Origin of the sequence: Mucilaginibacter sp. CAU 1740, assembly GCF_039839285.1 — a bacterium.
Classification (GTDB): domain Bacteria; phylum Bacteroidota; class Bacteroidia; order Sphingobacteriales; family Sphingobacteriaceae; genus Mucilaginibacter.
The window spans coordinates 141951-161279 of the sequence record NZ_JBDOQS010000007.1; the positions used below are offsets into that span (position 1 = coordinate 141951).

Annotated in this window: 21 protein-coding genes and 1 tRNA gene; 11 read left to right on the plus strand and 11 right to left on the minus strand. The window is 40.4% G+C overall.

Annotation, left to right across the window (positions count from 1 at the left end; genetic code table 11):
• Window positions 1-6: 6 nt before the first annotated feature.
• A complete protein-coding gene (locus AAFN85_RS16485) occupies window positions 7-897 on the plus strand; it encodes a helix-turn-helix domain-containing protein (protein WP_347528701.1) in 891 nt (296 codons plus the stop codon).
• Window positions 898-1181: 284 nt separating this feature from the next.
• Here AAFN85_RS16485 and AAFN85_RS16490 read toward each other — a convergent pair whose 3' ends face one another.
• A complete protein-coding gene (locus tag AAFN85_RS16490; protein ID WP_347528702.1) occupies window positions 1182-1811 on the minus strand; it encodes an HD domain-containing protein in 630 nt (209 codons plus the stop codon).
• Window positions 1812-2022: 211 nt separating this feature from the next.
• On the opposite strand from AAFN85_RS16490, the gene AAFN85_RS16495 reads away from it, so the two are divergent.
• From AAFN85_RS16495 to AAFN85_RS16525, 7 genes are all read left to right on the plus strand, one after another.
• A complete protein-coding gene (locus AAFN85_RS16495; RefSeq protein ID WP_347528889.1) occupies window positions 2023-2586 on the plus strand; it encodes a TetR/AcrR family transcriptional regulator in 564 nt (187 codons plus the stop codon).
• Window positions 2587-2639: 53 nt separating this feature from the next.
• Window positions 2640-3695, plus strand: coding sequence for a cytochrome c peroxidase (locus AAFN85_RS16500; protein WP_347528703.1), 1056 nt, complete (start codon window positions 2640-2642; stop codon window positions 3693-3695).
• A gap of 651 nt (window positions 3696-4346) precedes the next feature.
• Complete coding sequence (locus AAFN85_RS16505) at window positions 4347-4964, plus strand: hypothetical protein (RefSeq protein WP_347528704.1); 618 nt, start codon at window positions 4347-4349, stop codon at window positions 4962-4964.
• Between the two features lie 80 nt (window positions 4965-5044).
• On the plus strand, window positions 5045-5176 hold the full coding sequence (locus tag AAFN85_RS16510) for a hypothetical protein (RefSeq protein ID WP_347528705.1): 132 nt from the start codon (window positions 5045-5047) through the stop codon (window positions 5174-5176).
• Window positions 5163-5645 (plus strand): J domain-containing protein, encoded by a 483-nt coding sequence (locus tag AAFN85_RS16515; RefSeq protein ID WP_347528706.1) that lies wholly within the window; start codon window positions 5163-5165, stop codon window positions 5643-5645. The genes AAFN85_RS16510 and AAFN85_RS16515 overlap by 14 nt, the downstream gene beginning before the upstream one ends.
• A 2-nt stretch (window positions 5646-5647) precedes the next feature.
• A complete protein-coding gene (locus AAFN85_RS16520) occupies window positions 5648-6079 on the plus strand; it encodes a hypothetical protein (RefSeq protein ID WP_347528707.1) in 432 nt (143 codons plus the stop codon).
• A 128-nt stretch (window positions 6080-6207) separates the two neighbouring features.
• Window positions 6208-7755, plus strand: coding sequence for a recombinase family protein (locus AAFN85_RS16525; protein ID WP_347528708.1), 1548 nt, complete (start codon window positions 6208-6210; stop codon window positions 7753-7755).
• Here AAFN85_RS16525 and AAFN85_RS16530 read toward each other — a convergent pair.
• The 4 genes from AAFN85_RS16530 to pyrE form a co-directional block, all read right to left on the minus strand.
• Window positions 7721-7793 (minus strand) — tRNA-Lys (locus AAFN85_RS16530). The genes AAFN85_RS16525 and AAFN85_RS16530 overlap by 35 nt on opposite strands.
• A gap of 465 nt (window positions 7794-8258) precedes the next feature.
• A complete protein-coding gene (locus tag AAFN85_RS16535) occupies window positions 8259-9887 on the minus strand; it encodes an ATP-binding cassette domain-containing protein (RefSeq protein ID WP_347528709.1) in 1629 nt (542 codons plus the stop codon).
• A 377-nt stretch (window positions 9888-10264) separates the two neighbouring features.
• Window positions 10265-10660, minus strand: coding sequence for an SRPBCC family protein (locus tag AAFN85_RS16540; protein ID WP_347528710.1), 396 nt, complete (start codon window positions 10658-10660; stop codon window positions 10265-10267).
• 97 nt (window positions 10661-10757) lie between these two features.
• Window positions 10758-11414, minus strand: coding sequence for an orotate phosphoribosyltransferase (gene pyrE, locus AAFN85_RS16545; protein WP_347528711.1), 657 nt, complete (start codon window positions 11412-11414; stop codon window positions 10758-10760).
• Here pyrE and AAFN85_RS16550 point away from each other — a divergent pair.
• Window positions 11413-12051, plus strand: coding sequence for an NUDIX domain-containing protein (locus AAFN85_RS16550; RefSeq protein ID WP_347528712.1), 639 nt, complete (start codon window positions 11413-11415; stop codon window positions 12049-12051). The genes pyrE and AAFN85_RS16550 overlap by 2 nt on opposite strands.
• On the opposite strand, the gene coaD is transcribed toward AAFN85_RS16550, so the two are convergent.
• Both coaD and nudK read right to left on the minus strand, forming a co-directional pair.
• Window positions 12020-12481: a pantetheine-phosphate adenylyltransferase gene (coaD, locus tag AAFN85_RS16555; RefSeq protein ID WP_347528713.1), complete on the minus strand. Its 462-nt coding sequence runs from the start codon at window positions 12479-12481 to the stop codon at window positions 12020-12022. The two genes, AAFN85_RS16550 and coaD, sit on opposite strands and share 32 nt — an antisense overlap.
• Before the next feature lie 209 nt (window positions 12482-12690).
• Window positions 12691-13269, minus strand: a complete 579-nt coding sequence (gene nudK, locus AAFN85_RS16560; protein WP_347528714.1) for a GDP-mannose pyrophosphatase NudK — start codon at window positions 13267-13269, stop codon at window positions 12691-12693.
• 57 nt (window positions 13270-13326) lie between these two features.
• On the opposite strand from nudK, the gene AAFN85_RS16565 reads away from it, so the two are divergent.
• On the plus strand, window positions 13327-14079 hold the full coding sequence (locus AAFN85_RS16565) for a DeoR/GlpR family DNA-binding transcription regulator (protein WP_347528715.1): 753 nt from the start codon (window positions 13327-13329) through the stop codon (window positions 14077-14079).
• A 7-nt stretch (window positions 14080-14086) separates the two neighbouring features.
• Here the strand turns inward: AAFN85_RS16565 and AAFN85_RS16570 are convergent, their stop codons facing one another.
• The 4 genes from AAFN85_RS16570 to AAFN85_RS16585 all read right to left on the minus strand — a co-directional run bounded on the left by AAFN85_RS16570 (window position 14087) and on the right by AAFN85_RS16585 (window position 17838).
• Window positions 14087-15088, minus strand: a complete 1002-nt coding sequence (locus AAFN85_RS16570) for a hypothetical protein (protein WP_347528716.1) — start codon at window positions 15086-15088, stop codon at window positions 14087-14089.
• A gap of 39 nt (window positions 15089-15127) precedes the next feature.
• Window positions 15128-15664: a 16S rRNA (guanine(966)-N(2))-methyltransferase RsmD gene (rsmD, locus tag AAFN85_RS16575; RefSeq protein ID WP_347528717.1), complete on the minus strand. Its 537-nt coding sequence runs from the start codon at window positions 15662-15664 to the stop codon at window positions 15128-15130.
• Window positions 15640-16452 (minus strand): DUF3822 family protein, encoded by an 813-nt coding sequence (locus tag AAFN85_RS16580; protein ID WP_347528718.1) that lies wholly within the window; start codon window positions 16450-16452, stop codon window positions 15640-15642. Before AAFN85_RS16580 ends, rsmD begins: the two co-directional genes overlap by 25 nt.
• Before the next feature lie 915 nt (window positions 16453-17367).
• Window positions 17368-17838 carry a hypothetical protein gene (locus AAFN85_RS16585; RefSeq protein WP_347528719.1) on the minus strand — a complete coding sequence of 157 codons (471 nt, stop codon included), beginning with the start codon at window positions 17836-17838 and terminating at the stop codon, window positions 17368-17370.
• Window positions 17839-17895: 57 nt separating this feature from the next.
• Between AAFN85_RS16585 and AAFN85_RS16590 the strand changes: the two genes are divergently transcribed.
• A complete protein-coding gene (locus tag AAFN85_RS16590; RefSeq protein WP_347528720.1) occupies window positions 17896-19317 on the plus strand; it encodes an AAA family ATPase in 1422 nt (473 codons plus the stop codon).
• Window positions 19318-19329 lie beyond the last annotated feature (12 nt).

Here is a 19329-nt window from a genome sequence, read left to right on the forward strand (position 1 = left end):
GAATCAATGAAACATTTTAAGTCTTTAAGTGAGATGCACCGGGAGAACGGCCTTGCGGCTCCGGAACATCCGATGCTAAGTTTATTGCGCGTTACTCCCGGACTGGTCTTAAATTTTAAAGAATTTACCTGTGATTTTTACATGATCGGCTTAAAAAATATTAAAGCGGGCCATTGGTTATACGGACGTACCAGATTTGATCACGAAAAAGGGTCAATGGTATTTTGGAAACCCCGTCAGGTGATCGAGATTAATAATTTAGAGCTTGAAGAAGATGGGTACATCGTGCTGTTCCATGAAGATTTCTTATTAGGTAATGCTTTACAGGAGGAAATTCAGAAATATGCATTTTTCGATTATGAGACAGATGAGGCCTTGCATCTGTCTCCTAAAGAAGAAAAAGTGATTGCAAGATTATTCGAGTCCATCGAATCTGAATATACCAACAACCAGGATGAATTCAGCAAAGATATTATCCTCGTGAACATTCATTCCTTATTGAAGTATGCTGAGCGATTTTACAAAAGGCAATTTATTAACCGGAAAGAATTAAGCGGGAAAACGGTTACAGCTTTTAATAAATTGTTAGACAGTTTTATTCGGGAAGAAAAGTTCCTGAAAGAAGGCTTACCGTCTGTGGCATATATGGCTTCCGCCTTGAATATGTCACCTCGTTATCTAAGCAACGCCTTGAAAATGGAAACGGGGAAAACAGCGCAGGAACTGATCCATATCGCACTCATTACTGTTGCAAAAAATAAACTACGTGAATCCGCCGACAACATATCTGAAATAGCCTATTCCTTGGGATTTGAAAATATGTCATACTTTTCGAAATTATTTAAAAAAGAGGCAGGCAAAACCCCCAAAGATTTTAAACGGATGTTTTTAAATTAAGAATGTGTCGACCTAGGTCATTTCGACCTTAATGAATGAACTATAAAAATAACTTTTATGGTTGCAACTGAAGCAAAGACACATTTATGTCGCCCATCTCGAGTCAGTCAGTCACTCTAGAGAAAGCCGGGATTGTACAAAGTGTGTCTCAGTTGAAGCCGGACGCTCCAACCGCTGTTTTGTCCCCGATGACAGTGAGCAACTGTTTTAACTGTTAAATAACATCCGGCAGTGAAAACTACCGGATGCTTAGTCAAGTGTCGAAAAATCATTGAATATAAAAATTACTCAGAGAACGGTGCACCGTCAAGCCAAGCTTTCGGATCAGGTATTTCCAGTTTATGCCCTTGTTCGTGTGCGATACAAGTACACATGTGGAACCGATGCGGATATGGACTTTTGCTATTAAGCTCCTCCCGGTGCATCTCATAAAATCCCCGTTTAAAGTCCAGTCTTGGGTAACGTTTCACAATCTCATCCACTTTATCCTGGTCAAGCTTAACTTCAGGCGGCAACGCAATTACATCGTACAAAATTCCCAATTGAGAAATACGCGATTCATTTTCCTTGAACAAATTAATGTCCCAAGTATGCGCGGCTATATTAGTCCACACTTTCCAGGTTCTGTCTTCCGGCACACCCCAGTCTATAAGATACTTCCTTGCCGCATGTGCGCCTTCAATTTCGAACCGATTAGGGCCTCTCCCTAAATCTGTGAATCCAAGATCATGCATTGTTGTCGATAAAAAAATCAATTCAAGATCTACATCTGCGTTTTCCTGCTCAGCTATCAACTCGGCAAAAAAATAACAGCGCATAAGGTGATTATAAAGCATATCGTTCGACGCACTTCGGACAAGGTCGTGGGCCAGCCTTGTTATTTCGGTATCCGGTAGTTTGAATTCTACAGCCATAAAAATTGTAGTTAAAAGTTTTTTAAATTATATCAAACAAATGTAGACAGATTAGTGTACTAAATATGCAAAAGTAGACAGACCTGTTTGCTTTTGACAAATTGATGATTATTTAAAGTTCATGGGGCAGATTAAAGCCGTTATATACCTTATTTTCATATTTTTGCAACATACTATTTAGTATTTTATGGCCAAAGCAGAAGCAACCCGGATGAACATACTGGAAAAGGCGTCGGAGTTAATCTACAGAAAGGGTTACCAGGCGACCAGTATAGATGAAATCATTGCAACTACTCAAGTTACTAAAGGCGCGTTTTTCTATCATTTTAAAAACAAAGAAGAAATGGGAATAGCTATGGTGAACGATTTGATGTATCCTAAACTGATTCCATTGATGACAAAATACTTGAAACAACCGGGTGACATTCGTGCAAGAATTTATAAAATGATGAAGGGCATCCTGTCAAATTATGAGGTCTTCAAGGTAGAATTCGGTTGTCCGGTTATCAATCTTGTGGAGGAAATGGCGTCGCTTAATAAGGCGTTTTATAAGGCTTTAAGCCGGGTTATTAACACCTGGCGTGAAGTGTTGGAAATTGAAATACTTAAAGCGCAGGACCTTGGCGAATTGAGTAAGGACCATAATGCCGGGAAAATTGCATTACACATTATCACTAATTACGGGGGCGCACGAAACCTGGGGAAGGTCCTTGGCAAAAGCTCCTATGCTTCTTTTCTTGGGGAATTTGAAAAATATTTGAAGCAGCTAGCGTAAAAAAATTTGCACTAAAACATACTAACTGGTATGTTTTATTAATTATTGTAACTATGAAATTAAAGTTGGTAGTTATCGGGGCGATCTTGAATTTGATAATCGGCTTTACCGCTTATAATCTTCAGCCGACGAAAATAAATTACAACAGTTCATCGGAAAATGCCACGTTTAAAAGGCCACCTAATTTTCCTGAGCCTTCATATGATTTTGAGTACTATCCAGTAACTCCTGCTGGTTTTAAATTAGGAAGATTACTGTTTTATGAGCCATTGTTATCATTGGATCAATCTATTACCTGCGCAAATTGCCACCAGTCATTCGCCGCTTTTTCTAATTTGAATTTCCCGGTTAGTCACGGTATAAAACAATGTGCCGGAAGCCGGAATACCCCTGCTTTATTTAATCTGGCGTGGGACAAATCATTTATGTGGGATGGCAGCGTGCATGATTTGCGCCATACCGTTAACCGGGCTATCACCAATAGGTGCGAATTGGCAATTGATCTCAACATCGTTTCCGCTCGGCTGCAGACAACTGAGCCGTATCCGCTTCTTTTTGACGCTGCTTTTAAAAGTGTAAAAATTAGTCCTGAACGTGTGGTAGATGCGCTTACACAATTCATGTGCGCTATGGTATCATCGAATTCAAGATATGACAAATATGCCCGTCATGAGAGAGGTGCCGATTTCACTGAAGTTGAAAAGCAGGGATATGTGTTGTTTAAGAAAAAGTGCAACACCTGCCATGCTGAACCGCTCTTTACTGATCATTCGTACCGTAGCAATGGGCTTGACCTTCAGTCTGGTGACTATGGAAGATTTATTATCACTAATAGTCCTAACGACAAATTCAAATTCCGGGTGCCATCGTTGAGAAATGTTGAAGTGACTGCTCCTTATATGCACGACGGCAGATTTGCCACACTTAAGGATGTGATGGCGCATTACTCAAATGGAATATCGCAAAAAACTAATCCCGATATAGCCTTAATAAATAATGGCGTCACAGGTTTAAGGCTGTCAAATGATGACCAAACTAAAATTGTCGCCTTCTTAAAAACGTTAACCGACAAGGGCTTTATAAACGATAAAAGATTTCAAATCCCTTAAATATCACGATTTTGAGTATCAATATTTTTTCCTTACGATATTGCAATCATACGTCATTACCAAAAATTATTCCCCACCGCACCACCGATTATGGCCTTTGTAAGTAAATGCGGCTGGTAGTTTCGCTTTTTTTATTACGGCATCCTCGAATGTCGTTTATGTAAAGTTAAAGAGATATGTGAGGGCGGTGCAGCCGCTTCATTTCGTTCCTGCATTCAGCAACTTCCCGCGGAAGGCACAGGCTGCGCCAGTGCCAATTCTTTTCGGCTGCGGTGTTTTAAGTCAATAAAAAGCGCGTTCTCGGCCTTTTATTAAACAAATTTCTGATAAGCCGTCCACACAGCAAGCCCGAGCCCTGCGGGTTTTGGAAAAAAAATCTTCCTCTCATTTTTTTCATCGGATGCCGCTATCGCGGCGGGTGTTGGAGAGTGTATTTTTTTGCCAAAAGGCTTGCCTTAGTGACCGGCTTTTACAGGTGAGGTGCTTAATAAAAAGCGAGAGCGAGCGCATGCGAGCATCACTTAAAGAGCAAAATAAAAAGCACCGGAAATGAAAAGTTTAAAAAATAAAGCGCCACCCATCCAGCGACTAAAAACCAATAACCTATCACAGAGCAGTAAATAATAATCAAATCACTAAAAAAATAAGACCATGAAAACTACAGTAATCGAAAACCAAAGCGCTAAAAACAATAAATTAGTTAAAAACAACAACCGCCCGAACATCACAGGTAAGGAGGCTAAAAATGAAAAACAAAACGATGAGGCAAAAAATGGCGATCCGCAAAAGGAAGCAGGCCCGCAAGCCGGAAGCACAGAAATTAAGGCCGATAGTAACATTGCAGTGGATAACCACCCCGCTAACGTTGGAGGCGAAACCGAAGCCGGCCAAATAAAACAAGGTGAAGCAGCGCAGGCACAAGGTGAGCCGACAAAAAAAGAGATCAAAGAGCACTTTAGCCTTAAGCCATTTTTCAATCTTGATGCAACTGTAAAACTGGTAGGCGATTTAAGCAAAAAGATTGCACAGCGCGACAGGCTTAAAGGCACTATCGACAATCTCGACACCTTTACTATTCAGGCTAATGAGGATGGGGATGTAACCGAAAATAATAAATTTTACCGGTGTGAACTTATTCTCCGGGATGATAACAATAACGAGTTTGTAACAAAGAACGCCTATATCATCGACCACGTAACACAGTACGTGAACAGCCTTTGCGTTGAAAAATTGGCAGAGATCGAAGCCGAAATAATTATTCCTGCATAACTCAATTAATGGGCGATGCCCTGTGTACCGTGATACATAGGGCATCTTGCTTAGATAGTTACATCTTAATAGCTGCAACAATGATAGAATTATTTATCGAGTTAACCAACCAAATATTTTGGCCGGGTTATGCGCAGGATTTAGCGACTGCCGACCCTGCATTATTCCAATTTGAGTACAACGAGTTTCTAAACGCCTATGAAATGGTTTAATGACTGCACAACCCTTGACGAGGTTAAGGCGCAATACAAGAAATTGGCTAAGCAATTTCATCCGGATTTGGGAGGCGATACTGCAACTATGCAGGAAATCAATAAAGAATATGCATTTGCAAGTGCGAAGGCCATTAAAGGCGAAAACCTTTCCGATGAAGAAACTGAGAACGAAATCCTTTCCTCGGAAGCCTACCGCAAAGCCATTGAGCAAATTATACACCTCGAAGGTATCAGCATTGAATTAGTGGGATACTGGATTTGGGTAACGGGAAGCACCTACCCGGTTAGGGCGACTTTAAAAGGTGCGGGTTTCTTTTTTGCATCAAAAAAACAGGCCTGGTATTTCAGGACAGCGGAATACAAGGTCAGCCAAAGCAGTGGCAAATCATTGGATGAGATACGCATCAAGTACGGAAGCGAACTATTAAATGAATATAGGCCAAGGCAGCATCACTTAAAAAGATAATTATGAAAATTTTAAATAAAGAAAGTACTGAAATATTCTGCTTGCTGATTGAAAAACTAAACGGTAAGCAGCATCTTAAAATTGAGAACGAGCCATTTATGCCTTTGGTAATTGAAAAAATTGGCGATGCCTATGATGGTGAAGCTTTGCTCTTTAGCCTTTGCCATTATTACAAGCAAAACGGTGATCTAATGCAAGACCCCGAAGTTTGTTTTGTCTTCATTGATGGAAGAACATGTGACAATTCAGGTTATGACCATGTACAAATTATTCCGTATTCCTTTGAGCAGGCAAACCTTGGAATTTATCAGGTAAGTATAACATTCTACTGCGGAGTTGTAGAACATTGCGACGAACAAATGCAAAATGAGCACACAGCGTTTGCCGAGGGATGGCTAAAAAACATATTAGCACAAGGTTTTATACATGCATAGGCTTCAAATAGCCCCGTTCAACAGGGGCTATTTTAGAACAAAAAATTACTAAAAAATACCCAGTCAAGCCCTTTTAGGCTGATTTAGGATTAAACAAATCGGTAAATTGAGAAACAAAAGATTACAAGATGGATAAGGCAATATTATACGTTCGGGTAAGTACTGATGAACAGGCAGAAAAGGGATATTCTCAACGCAACCAGGAAGAAGTGTTGCGGCGGTATTGTGATATTAAATCAATTCAGGTTAACGGTGTTTATTATGAAGATTTTTCAGCCAAAACTTTTAATAGGCCTGTTTGGACAAAACTATTATCTGATCTACGCAAGGACAAAGGAATGGCTAATCTTATCTTGTTTACAAAATGGGATCGTTTCAGTCGAAATACCGGAGATGCCTATTTTATGATAAATCAGCTTAATCGGAGCGGCGTCGAGCCACAGGCGATAGAGCAACCATTAGATCTAACAATTCCTGAAAATAAGATGATGCTTGCGTTTTATCTGGCCGTCCCGGAAGTTGAGAATGACAGACGTTCGTTGAATGTTTTTCATGGTATGCGCAGAGCAAAAAAAGAAGGGCGTTGGATGGCGACAGCACCCTATGGTTATGTCAATAAGATAAATGAACAGGGGAAAAAGTATATCGCTCCCTATGAACCGAATGCCACTGCCATCAAAAAGGCTTTTGAAGAACTTGCCAAAGGCAGATATACGATTATGCAGGTATATGAAATGGCAAAGGAAAAAGGCCTTAAATGCTCTTATAAAAACTTTTGGAGACATATTCGAAACCCATTTTATTATGGAAAAGTCCTTATTCCAAAATATAAAGATGAAGATGAACATCTTGTTGATGGATTACACGAGCCGTTAATCAGTGAGGCGACATTTTACGAAGCGCAGGATTTTCTGGATGGAAAGAAGAAAATGAAAGGCACTAAAATTGTCTCATTAGAAATGCTTCCACTACGGGGATTTCTACATTGTCCTTTATGTAACCGAAAACTCACCGGGAGCGCATCAAAGGGCAGTCGATCATATTTTTACTACTATCATTGTACCGCAGGTTGTAAATGCAGATTTAGAGCGGATTTGGCTAATGAATTTTTTGAGAAGGATATTGCAACGATTTCTATTAAAGAAAGCTATCAAGACTTTTATTTTGAATCTATCAGTAAGGCCTATCGGTTGAGTGTAAATAATGGCGATGATAGCCAAAGGAGCATTATTGGTCAAATAAAGGTATTGAACGAGAAGATAGATCGTGCGAGGGAGCTTCTCATTTCGGGAGAATTTACAGGGGCCGATTTCCAGGCAATCAAATCAAAATGTGAAAAGGACATTACATCGCTGGAAAGCAAGCTTCCCGATATTGCACAGAATTCAAGATTAGTCGAGAATCACCTTAACAGAGGTTTATTAAATGCCAAAGATTTGATAATCAAATATAAAGCAGGCGATATAGCTATGAAAAGACGTATCATTAGTTCGATCCATCCTGAAAATTTGCGTTTTGATGGAGCGCAACATCGAACTAATCGTCTCAACGAATTTGTAGGGTGTACTTTGCTTATAAACAGCAGGTTAGGAGAGAAAAAAAACTGGACAAGTACCGATTTATTGGACTTGTCCAGTAGGGTGACCCCGGAGAGATTCGAACTCTCGACCCAATGATTAAGAGTCATTTGCTCTACCAGCTGAGCTACGGAGTCGGGTTTTGATGTTATTCGGGTTGCAAATATGCGAATAGTTTTAATTAAAACATTTAGTTAACGGTTTGTTAAATGTAAATTATTGTGAAGTAAAATTCATAGGGTCACAAAAAATAAAAAATGTATAACAGGTTCACAACAATTGTATAATACTGTTGTTGTTTTCTTAATGGATGATAACTAATTTTATAATATCATCAAGCATTCCCATGAAAAAAAGAAAATTACTTAAAGTTAATAAACTTCAATATGAGAAAATTGTCAAGGACTTTATTTCTCAGCACGGTTTAAATGTTCAATATTCATACACTAAAGATCATTTTTATCTCTTCAGCGACGAATCAACTATTAATCAGCTTGAAAGTCAGGCTTTCGGATTAGCGTAAGCTCATTTGTTATAGCCCACTAATATAAAAGCCCGACTATTTAGAAAATAATCGGACTTCTTTAACTTATTTGGATTGTTTACGCGCTTGCGTATAACTCTTCTTGCTGTTTCTGCACCACGGCACTGTTGATATATTCGTCGTAGCTCATCAATTTATCTATGTAGCCACCCGGTGTTAGCTCAACAATACGGTTAGCTACGGTTTCAACCAATTCATGATCTCGTGAGGTGAATAGGATCGTGCCACGGAAATCTTTCATCCCGTTGTTAAGTGCTGTGATCGATTCCAGGTCAAGGTGGTTGGTAGGCTCGTCAAACATCAGCAGATTGGCTTGCTGCAGCATCATGCGGCTGAACATGCAGCGCATTTTTTCGCCGCCTGATAGTACGCTGCATTTTTTCATTACTTCCTCGCCCGAGAATAACATACGGCCCAAAAAGCCGCGGATAAACTGGTCGTCTTTTTCGCCTGGAGAGTATTCGCGCAGCCAATCGATCAGGTTATCACTTTTGCCGTCGAAGTATTCGCTGCTATCGTTAGGGATATCGGCAGCATTGATGGTTACGCCCCATTTAAATGTACCGGTAAAATCTTTATCCCTGCCAGTTAGGATATTGTAAAAGGCTGTTGTAGCTAAGCTGTTTTGTGATAGGATAGAGATCTTATCGCCTTTATTTACGGTGAAAGTGATGTTGTTGAACAGTACCTCGCCGTTAAGGGTTTTGCCCAGGTTTTCTACCTGCAAAATCTGATCGCCAGCTTCACGGCCAAGATTGTTAAAAATAATTCCCGGGTATTTACGGTTTGATGGCTGGATCTCGTCAACGTTGATCTTATCCAACGCTTTTTTACGGCTGGTTGCTTGTTTCGATTTAGAAGCGTTTGCGCTAAACCTGCGGATAAATTCCTGCAGCTCTTTGATCTTATCTTCTGTTTTCTTATTCTGATCGGCACGTTGTTTCAAGGCCAGCTGGCTCGATTCGTACCAGAAAGTGTAGTTACCGGTGTAGATGGTCATCTTACCAAAGTCAATATCTACCACGTGGGTACATACGGTATCCAGGAAGTGCCTGTCGTGCGATACTACCAATACAATAGCTTCATAAGATGCCAGGAAATCTTCCAGCCATGCTATGGTATGAATGTCCAAATCGTTGGTAGGCTCATCCAGTAACAGAATGTCTGGTTTGCCAAAAAGGGCTTGTGCTAATAATACGCGTACTTTTTGAGTATTATCCAGGTCTTTTACCAGTTGGTAGTGAAATTCTTCTTTAATGCCCAGGTTACTGAGTAGGGTAGCGGCATTGCTTTCGGCATTCCATCCATCCATTTCAGCAAAAAGGTTTTCCAGTTCACCGGCGCGCTCACCATCTGCATCGCTAAAATCTTCTTTCAGATAAATTGCATCTTTTTCTTTCATGATGGCATACATTTCCTTATGTCCCATCATTACGGTTTCTAATACCGAAAACTCATCAAAAGCATAATGGTTCTGGCTTAACACGGCCATGCGCTCGCCGGGGGTAAAGCTTACCGAACCGCTGGTTGGATCAATATCGCCCGAAAGAATTTTCATGAATGTTGATTTGCCCGCGCCGTTGGCACCTATAATACCATAGCAATTGCCTTGTGAAAACTTCAGATTAACGTCTTCAAATAAAGTACGCTTACCGTAACGTAAAGAGAGATTGGATACCGTGATCATGCTGCACCTATAATTTGGCGCAAAAATACGCTAAAATCTTCATTTTAACGATATCTCGTGGCGATATTGTGGTTGTGGATTTTCGGGGAACGATAGTTTTCCCCATAAATATAGCTTATGGGCATACAATTACACAAAAATGATAATTTAATGTAAACTAAAAATGCAAAAGCTTCGTTAAAACACCATATAAGCCAATTATAACATCATGGTACAACCTTTGACTAACATTTAGTATAACGCATTAATTAATAAAAATTAACAATGGTCATGGGAGCATTAATCGTAGGTTTAATTATCATCAATGTGGTAATAGCCATCAACAATACACAAAAACGCAAAGTATATTAATATACTTTAGCTTCAGAAATACATTGTTAGCTTAATAAATCAAGCAAGCTTTGTGTTTCATGATCGGCTAATTTTTGGAGAGGGCCTGATGCCAGCATTTTCATCATCATGCTCAGTTCCGCGCCGATCGTAAATAAAACATCAGTATGGTCGTTGTCGAAAGATAACGACCATTTTAATTCCAGATCAAACGGTGGTTTCTCGGCAGGGATAATGGTGATCAATTCGCCGGGAATACGTTCGCTTATTTTCAAAGCAAGCTTAGCCATATTCTGGATGTTGAAACGGGCTTCATCAGTAGTTGAAGCCCATTCCTGTATATTATCTGGCATCAACTTTTGGTGATTATTAAAATCGGCCAAAAAATCATAAACCTCATTTAATGGTTTATTGATGCTTACTTTGCTGGTGAACGTATTCATATGGTAGATATGAGATGTTAGATATGTGATTTGAGACAAGGGAAATCCGCCTGTCAAATAATCAGCGAAATCAACGTAATCAAAAAAATCAACGGTTTTAGTTTGCAGTTACGCCCCAAACAGATGGGTTTTCGCGCCATTGTTTTAACAGATCTACATCTTTTTCGGAGATGTACTGATTTTCTACAGCGTATTTAATAAGCGCGTTGTAGTTTGATAGCGTTACAAAAGGGCAGTTGGCTTGCTTAAAGTTTTCGTCGGCAACGTCAAAACCGTAGGTAAATATGGCGGCAAGGCCTGCAACATCATAACCGGCAGCACGTAGTGCCTCAACGGCTTGAAGGCTGCTTTTGCCGGTAGATAGCAGATCTTCAATAACAACAACGCGTTTGCCAGATGTGGTTGCCGTGTCGCCTTCAATCATACTGCCTGTACCGTGCTCTTTTGGTTTTGAACGTACATAGATAAATGGAAGCCCCATTTCCTGTGCTACTAATGCACCTTGCGGAATACCGGCAGTAGCCACACCCGCAATGCAACCAACCGAGCCAAATTTTTCCTGTATGGCAGCAACTAATTGTTGCCTGATATAGGTACGGATGGTTGGATGAGAAAGTGTAACGCGGTTATCGCAGTAAATTGGAGATTTCCAGCCCGATGCCCATGTAAAAGGATTATTGGGTTGTAATTTAATTGCTTTAATTTGCAGCAGGAATTCGGCTACTTGTTGTTCGATCTCATTATTAGTAAACATGGCTCAAAAATACAGAATTTATATTAACGAAAAGGTTATCCTCATCACAGAATCTGAACCAAAACACGCAGATAATTTTGAAAAGCTTGATGCTGAGACCTTTGACCTTAAAATTATATACACCTGGATCCTCGCTAATCCCAACAAGCTTTTCTACATTAAAACCGCCAATGCCAAAGTGTATTTTAAGGCCGTTAAAAAAAGCATTACACTAATTGAAGCTGCCGGGGGCCTGGTTATGAACACTAAGGGCCAGTACCTGTTCATTTACCGTAATGATAAATGGGACCTGCCTAAAGGCAAAATAGAAAAAGATGAAGGTGTAAAAGAAGCTGCTGTGCGCGAGGTTGAAGAAGAATGCGGTATTAAAGTAAGCGAGCTTAACGAAAAAATTTGCAAAACCTACCACGTTTATGTTAACAGGGGAGAGGTGGTGCTTAAAAAAACCTATTGGTATGCCATGAAAAGCAAAGCCAAAGATAAATTAAAACCTCAAAAAGAGGAGGGGATAACCGATGTGCGCTGGTTTGAAAAAGAACACATCGAGCCCATTATTGAAAATACATTCCCATCAATTATGGATGTATTGCACAAAGAAAAGCTGGTTACAAATAAGGTAATGCCTCTTTCGGAATAAACTGGCTTACATCGCCGCTGTAGCGGATAATTTCGCGTACAATGGTTGAGCTAATAGACGAATAGCCCGGTTTACTTACTATAAAAATGCTTTCGATATCAGGTGCCAGCGAGTGGTTCATCTGGGCGATGGCTTTTTCGTATTCAAAATCAGATACCGTGCGGATGCCCCTGATCATATAAGCCGCGCCAATGCTTTTGCAAAAATCTACCGTAAGGCCTTCGTAGGCCACTACATGAATGCGCTCATCGTGCGCAAAAACAGCCCTGATCATTTGTTCACGCTGCTCAATAGTAAGAAGGCCTTTTTTACTGCTGTTTACACCTATCCCTATATAAAATTTATCAAACAACTCAACCGAGCGTTTTACAATATCAACGTGTGCCTTGGTGATCGGATCGAACGAGCCGGGAAAAAGCGCTGTTTTCATGGGGTAAAAGTAGTGAATGGTTGATTAAGTTGATTGGGTGAGCGGTTGTTTTTTTGTTTTTGGGATTACACCGATTATGGGTTGATTACACCGATTTTTTGTCTGAACTCGAATTTTGAGAATTTATCGAATTTGCTTAAGTATTCTGTTAATCTCTTAATTCCCCCAAATTCGAGTTCAGACAATTAACCATTCACTCAATCAACCACTTACCCAATTAACTTATTTATCTCCGCATATTGAAACAACATAATGGTCTTGGCATCTTTTATCTCGCCGGTGTTTATCATATCCATAGCCTTTGCAAAAGGAAGTTCCATCACCTCGATATCCTCGTCTTCCTCTAACAAACCACCGCCATCGTTGTGCTTCATATCGTTCTGGTATTCGGCCACAAAAAAATATAGGATCTCGGTAACCGATCCGGGCGACATATACACTTCCATTACTTTTTTTACGTCGGCTATTTTATAGCCTGTTTCTTCTTCAATTTCGCGCTTAATGCATTCTTCGGGATTGTCCTTATCAAGCAGGCCGGCGCAGGTTTCTATCAGCATTCCGCCGGGATTGCCGTTAAGCAGGGTAGGGAGCCTGAATTGTTTAATGAGCACTACCGTTGCCTGTTCTTTATTGTAAAGCAGTACAGTTGCTCCATTGCCGCGATCATAAGTTTCGCGTTCCTGTACCGATGTAGTACCATCGCTTCGGGTAGCCTCATAGGTGATTTTACGGAGGATATATTTGAAGTTTGCCAGCACCTCGGTTTTAAGGATATTAATATGTTTCATTATTTTGATTGAATTTGATCGATATTGATTATTTTTGAACAAATTAAGTTTATTCAAATGAACTTTCAAAGCAGAAAACAAAAAATAATGGAAACGCTTGAGGCGGATGGCGAGGTTGATATTAAAAAGATCGCCGCCCAACTCAAAATTTCAGAAATAACTGCCCGGCGAGATCTGAACCAGCTTGCTGCCGATGGCTTGCTATACCGCACGCACGGAGGGGCCGTAAAAGTTAACCCGCTGCAAAAGCCTCATGCTTTTGTTAATAAAAGCGCCCAAAATGCTGATGTTAAAGATGCCATTTGCCGCCGGGCAGCCGCTCAGATCAATGACGGCGACATTATATTTATGGACTGCGGCAGTACTGTTTTCAGGCTTTGCCAGTTTATCAAAAACAAAAAAATAAAGGTGATCACCAATTCGTTACCGGTAGTATATGAGCTTCAGGATAGTGCCGCAAGCGTTAATATAATAGGAGGCGAACTGGATAAAGAACGCCGGGCAGTACATGGCACTACAGCTATCGAGCACATCAATAAATACCGGGCTAATAAAGCCTTTTTGGGTGTAGACGGAATTGCTGCCGCGGGCCTATTTGCCAACAGTGAAAACGAAGCTTCAATCACAACCGCTTTCGCCGCAAGTAGCGGTTATACCTACATCCTTTGCGATGACAGTAAAATAGGGCGCGAAACCTATCTGAATTTTGCAGGCCTGGATGTTGTTAATGCGCTTATAACTAACGCTTCTGACGACAAGATTGCCGGGTTTCTCGAAAAAGGCCTTTTGGTGTTAGGGATTAATGAATAAATATTTTCTACTGCACCTTTTGCACAAAGCCATAGCTTTCTTTTGAAGCGGTCGGGCCGGGTAAATCTCTGAAAGCACGGTACAAAATGTATCTATTGTTTTGAGTGATGCCCTTAAATATAACGGCAGTTGCTTTTTGAAGAGCGTCATTCTCGGCTTTAAGCGCAGTGGTGTCATTAAGGTCGATATTGCTTTTGTAGGCTACGTATGGAAAGAAGCCGCCATCGGGGCCGCTGATGTATTGCGGTACCACCGAAAAAATTTGCGGGTGGGTTTTGATATCATCTATGGATATCGGCAGCTTGTATTTTTGATTCGCTTCTTTAATTACCTTTTCACGAAATGCGTTCATTATTTCAAGGTTTTTGTAGCTAAAATATCGCCCTCCCGGGGTGCCAATCCGTGCTGCGAGCACCATTTCATCAGTGGCGTCCAAAAGCTCGTCATTGTCATAGTGCTTTTTTGCTTCGTTATAGTAATCCTGCGCTGTTTTTCCTGATAGTTGATATGCACCGGCATTCAAAATATTCAGCTTCCATCCATCATCGTATTTACCGTAAATAGCCAGGATCATCAAAGTTGTAGTTTCGTTTTTTATGGCAAGCAGCGCGGTAAACATTTCTTTGTTTAATGCCTGGTAGTTTATAAAATAACCGCTGTTATTGTCCATGCCCGTTGTTAGGGTGTTTCGGGCATTTGTGGCTGTGTTTATGGTATAATATTCATCTATGATACTATATTCTGCAGATCGCATTCCGTTGCTAATGGTATCTACAATGGCGCTTAGCTTATCTCCCGAACGTTCAATTACTACCGGCGACATTAATTGTTTAACCCCCGGTGTATTTTTTGATGCCAGGTTTTCAATAAGTTTTTTATTGAGTGGTTCAATTTGCTTTTTTATGTCAGGATTGATGTGCGCGTTTATAAAAGTACTAAACACGCTTATCTGCGCCCCAGCCAAATTAACTGTTACTAATAACAGAGCGGTAATTAGAATTTTTTTCATGAAAGGAATAGGTTGAGGTTATGAAAGAGAAAAGTAAAGCTATGGATTTTTAAAAAATGAGAACGACGAGTGCCCATACTTTCGCTGCTCAACAAAAGCTGGATGATTACTTAAATTTTGCATCGATTGATGTTCAACAATCAGCAACCCATCAGGTTTAAGCAGGTTACGTTCAAAAACTACTTTGGGCAGATCCGGGATCCGGTTCAGATCGTACGGCGGATCGGCAAATATTAGGTCGTATTGTTCGGTTTCGATGTTCAGGTATTTGAACACATCTTCGCGGTAAGTTTTTATTTGCGTTAGCTGGTGCTGGCGCGAGGTATCTTTCAGGTAGTTAACACAGTGGATACTTCTATCAACAGAAATAACCTGTTCTGCACCTCGTGAAGCAAACTCTAACGAGATATTGCCTGTACCGCTAAACAGATCCAGCACTTTAATGCTTTCAAAATCAATTTGATTAAGGAGGATATTAAACAAAGCTTCCTTAGCCAGATCAGTAGTAGGACGAACCGGTAAATTTTTTGGCGGATTAAGCCGTAAGCCCTTTAGGCTACCTCCGATGATGCGCATAATGAAAGGGCTGCTATTGATAATACCCGGTGAGGTACAATTTCTTTAGGCAGTTCAAGTACCTGTAATGTATTAACTTCTGCTTTTCTGAAAAATTCAGCAAGGCGGCTTAGTTTGCTATCGTCCTCGTCAATATCGCCGCTTAAATATATAGTGGTGTACTTGGGGTCGAGGTTAAGCTCGTTAGCAGCAAGCACGGCGAAGTACGTTAGCTCATCATCGCTGTTAAAATCAAAGATGTTGTAAAAGCGCAGTTTACCTAAAGCAAAATGGGTTAGCTCGGCTTTATTGTTTTCTATGTTGATATACAGGTTGTTATTGCCTGGATTGTTTTGCGCTATAGCTGTTAACCAGCCTTTTGAAGTATAAACCGTGTTGCGCATACCAAACTCTTCGGCGGCGCTAACTACAGCACCATTGGTTTTGTACACAATAACGTTTTCGTTATCCAATGCCTGGGCCAGTACTGTGGTATCGGCCTTAACATCTAAAAAGCGCGCTATGTTAGGCAGGCGTTCGCTGGTAGCCAGTTCGGCAGGTACAAGCGTAAAGTTTTGTGCAGGCAAACCAATAATTACCTGGTGGTAGCGGGCCGATAGGAGGTCGAGCAGTTCCTGCGGATCGCTCAGTTCATCCAAAGGATGGTTTTCCGACCATGCAATTAGATGGCCATTGCTGCTTATAGCGTATGAAAATGAATCGTTTTCAACCTGGATCAGTAGGGTATAGCCCTCTGTTTTATCCAGGCTAAAGTTATCATCGTGGTAAGTGTAATTGTCTTCGCTCATACCTGTTTTAGTAAAAGTAACATTTTTTCATTTTATGTCGATTAGGCACTTACTAAGCAATAAGAGGACAAGAAAACAGGATAAAATGCTACTGTTATTACAGTACAAATATGGCAGAATTTATTTACAAAGAACTTAAACTTTGCAAAGACGAGGAAAATAAAAAATGGTTTAACAGATAATCCATCAAATATATGTGATGAAAGGTTTAGCTTGGCAAAGATTAAGGCCGAATGCAAAGTGGCATGACTTGGATAAATTTTATTGGTATTACAAATGCTTACCAAATTTTTCCAATTAGCGAAGTGGCTATTATTATCCGAGGCGCTATCTCATAAATCATTCAATAACTATAAATTAATTGTGCGGCCTAGTGAAGCAAACTAATCAACAAAATTTTTCCCTAAATTATACGTGTGCTAAAAATGAGAAAAAGTGTGCAATTCCGAACGTTTTGTAATTAATTGAAACATAAATAATTATGTTTCGTAATTATTCATGTTCAGTTTAGGGGAACTGAAAAGTTTAATTAATAGTTAGGGGTAAGCAGTGATGTTTATCCCTTATTTTTTAATATCTATGTGTTAATTTATTTTCTGTAAAAGTATTCAAACAGTACTATTAATTGAATATCCGACGGGTTGACTTTAAGCGGTCAGCCTGTTTTGTTTTCTTACAGTTGGGTAACTTTTTTTTAAGTTAACAGTAGAGTTTTGGAACTTTTATAAAATTGTAATTTATTTTTAAGTCTTGTATTTAATTAATAGTTTAAGGGGAAAACAGCGAGTGTTTTCCCTTTATTTTTTAAAACCTATTCAAAAAAATAATCGTAATATACTTACTGTTAATTAAACTATCTGACGGGTTGGCTTGAATTAGTCGACCCGTTTTTATCTGTAAAGGGGGCTTTATTTATTATACGATCCGGGTAAGGAACATTAATAAAATGAATATTAAAATTGGTAAACCCACAGGTTTTGGATAGTAATCATCATCAGGAAAGTACCTTTTGAAAAATCCGCGACTTAAAATAAGTGCGCCAATCAGCCCAAAAGCAATGTTAAGCCCGGCCACCGAAAATAGAGCGGTTAATTGTTGCGGAGTTGGCTGACTGCCTTTATAAGTAGCTTCCATAGCACCAGTGATCAATTTTAAATCGATGCCTGAATACAGTATAGCTAACGATGACAGGTAGGTGAAACCTAAAATAAAAGCCAAAACTCCCGCTATTGCCCTCTTATAACCTGCGTTGTATAAATTGATAACCAATAATACGCCGCCAAATATGATGTTGAAAAACGAAAACCAAAATATCGCCCTCCTGGAGTAAATATCTACGTAATCGTCGTCGCTATATTTTTGTTCGTCGTTATTTTCAAATTCCATGGTCCAAATGTAAAACTAATCTTACTGAATTAAATTACTTATCATCATTTTTGCAGGGTGTCAGCTCCAGATCATATCCGTAAAGCATTCCCGCATCAGCCAACCCAACAACAGGAGGAGTTATTTGGCCGCTTGCACCAGTTTTTGCAAAGCAATGATGGCGACGAGTGCTTTATTATGAAGGGCTACGCCGGTACGGGTAAAACCACCATTGTAGGCGCGCTGGTAAAAGCCCTGCGTAATTACAACTACAAGGCCGTTTTGCTGGCACCAACCGGTAGGGCGGCCAAAGTGATTACCAATTACTCGGGCCGGAAAGCTTTTACTATCCATAAGCGGATTTACCGCGCAAAATCGGCTTTAACCATGGATCAGGGTTTTGCTTTGGCAGATAACCTGGCCAGCGACACGTTGTTTATTGTTGATGAGGCCTCCATGATATCAGACGAAGCCAACAGCCACAACCAGGTATCCTTATTGTTTGATCTGCTGCGGTACGTTTACAATGATAAGAACTGTAAACTGGTGCTGGTTGGCGATACGGCCCAGTTACCACCTGTAGGAGCGGACGAAAGCCCCGCGCTCGATCCCAAATTAATGAGCGACAAGTTTGGGCTTACCGTTTTTAACTACGAGCTTACCGAAGTATTGCGTCAGCAAAAAAACTCGGGTATTTTGCTTAATGCTACCAATGTTCGTGACCTGATCAGGACAGAAGAGGTTGAAGCTCCGCAAATCGTTACCAAAGGCTATAAAGATGTTTACCGCATGACTGGCGAACGCCTGCCCGAAGGCCTTGAATATGCCTACAGAAAATACGGTCACGATCGTACACTGGTGATTTGCCGATCAAACAAAAACGCAAATCAATACAATGGCCAGATCCGCAACCGCATCCTCTACCGTGAAGAAGAACTAACCGGCGGCGACCAAATCATGATCGTAAAAAACAATTACTTCTGGTTACAGGATAAAGAGGAAGCCAGCACTGCCTTTATAGCTAACGGCGATATTGCCCGGATAGTAAAAGTGCGCCGCACCGAAGATATGTACGGTTTTAGGTTTGCCGATGTGCAGCTGGAATTTATTGACTACTCGGAAGATCCTACCTTAGATTGTAAGGTATTGCTGGATACCATTTATGCCGATTCGCCGGCATTAAGCCAGGAAGATCAAAAGCGTTTTTATACCGAAGTGATGAAGGATTACGAGCACCTGCCCAGCAAGCGCGCCATGCATAACGAATTGAAGCTGAACCCATACTATAACGCGCTGCAAATCAAATTCGCTTATGCCATAACCTGCCATAAAGCGCAGGGTGGCCAATGGGATGCTGTATTTGTTGATCAGGGGTATTTGACGGATGAGATGATCAACATGGATTTTCTTCGCTGGTTTTATACCGCGTTAACCCGCGCTACTATCGAGTTGTTTTTGGTGAACTTTGATGGTAGGTTTTATAAAGATAAAGAGGTGTAAAAAAATACGGTC

Coding starts and splice junctions, on each gene's coding strand:
- AAFN85_RS16535 (WP_347528709.1), bottom strand. CDS start 9,887: ATGATCACGGTATCCAATCTCTCTTTACGTTACGGTAAGCGTACTTTA.
- rsmD (WP_347528717.1), bottom strand. CDS start 15,664: ATGCGCATCATCGGAGGTAGCCTAAAGGGCTTACGGCTTAATCCGCCA.
- AAFN85_RS16515 (WP_347528706.1), top strand. CDS start 5,163: ATGAAATGGTTTAATGACTGCACAACCCTTGACGAGGTTAAGGCGCAA.
- AAFN85_RS16510 (WP_347528705.1), top strand. CDS start 5,045: ATGATAGAATTATTTATCGAGTTAACCAACCAAATATTTTGGCCGGGT.
- AAFN85_RS16550 (WP_347528712.1), top strand. CDS start 11,413: ATGGCTCAAAAATACAGAATTTATATTAACGAAAAGGTTATCCTCATC.
- AAFN85_RS16485 (WP_347528701.1), top strand. CDS start 7: ATGAAACATTTTAAGTCTTTAAGTGAGATGCACCGGGAGAACGGCCTT.
- AAFN85_RS16540 (WP_347528710.1), bottom strand. CDS start 10,660: ATGAATACGTTCACCAGCAAAGTAAGCATCAATAAACCATTAAATGAG.
- AAFN85_RS16520 (WP_347528707.1), top strand. CDS start 5,648: ATGAAAATTTTAAATAAAGAAAGTACTGAAATATTCTGCTTGCTGATT.
- coaD (WP_347528713.1), bottom strand. CDS start 12,481: ATGAAAACAGCGCTTTTTCCCGGCTCGTTCGATCCGATCACCAAGGCA.
- AAFN85_RS16495 (WP_347528889.1), top strand. CDS start 2,023: ATGAACATACTGGAAAAGGCGTCGGAGTTAATCTACAGAAAGGGTTAC.
- pyrE (WP_347528711.1), bottom strand. CDS start 11,414: ATGTTTACTAATAATGAGATCGAACAACAAGTAGCCGAATTCCTGCTG.
- AAFN85_RS16580 (WP_347528718.1), bottom strand. CDS start 16,452: ATGAGCGAAGACAATTACACTTACCACGATGATAACTTTAGCCTGGAT.
- nudK (WP_347528714.1), bottom strand. CDS start 13,269: ATGAAACATATTAATATCCTTAAAACCGAGGTGCTGGCAAACTTCAAA.
- AAFN85_RS16525 (WP_347528708.1), top strand. CDS start 6,208: ATGGATAAGGCAATATTATACGTTCGGGTAAGTACTGATGAACAGGCA.
- AAFN85_RS16565 (WP_347528715.1), top strand. CDS start 13,327: ATGAACTTTCAAAGCAGAAAACAAAAAATAATGGAAACGCTTGAGGCG.
- AAFN85_RS16570 (WP_347528716.1), bottom strand. CDS start 15,088: ATGAAAAAAATTCTAATTACCGCTCTGTTATTAGTAACAGTTAATTTG.
- AAFN85_RS16500 (WP_347528703.1), top strand. CDS start 2,640: ATGAAATTAAAGTTGGTAGTTATCGGGGCGATCTTGAATTTGATAATC.
- AAFN85_RS16505 (WP_347528704.1), top strand. CDS start 4,347: ATGAAAACTACAGTAATCGAAAACCAAAGCGCTAAAAACAATAAATTA.
- AAFN85_RS16585 (WP_347528719.1), bottom strand. CDS start 17,838: ATGGAATTTGAAAATAACGACGAACAAAAATATAGCGACGACGATTAC.
- AAFN85_RS16490 (WP_347528702.1), bottom strand. CDS start 1,811: ATGGCTGTAGAATTCAAACTACCGGATACCGAAATAACAAGGCTGGCC.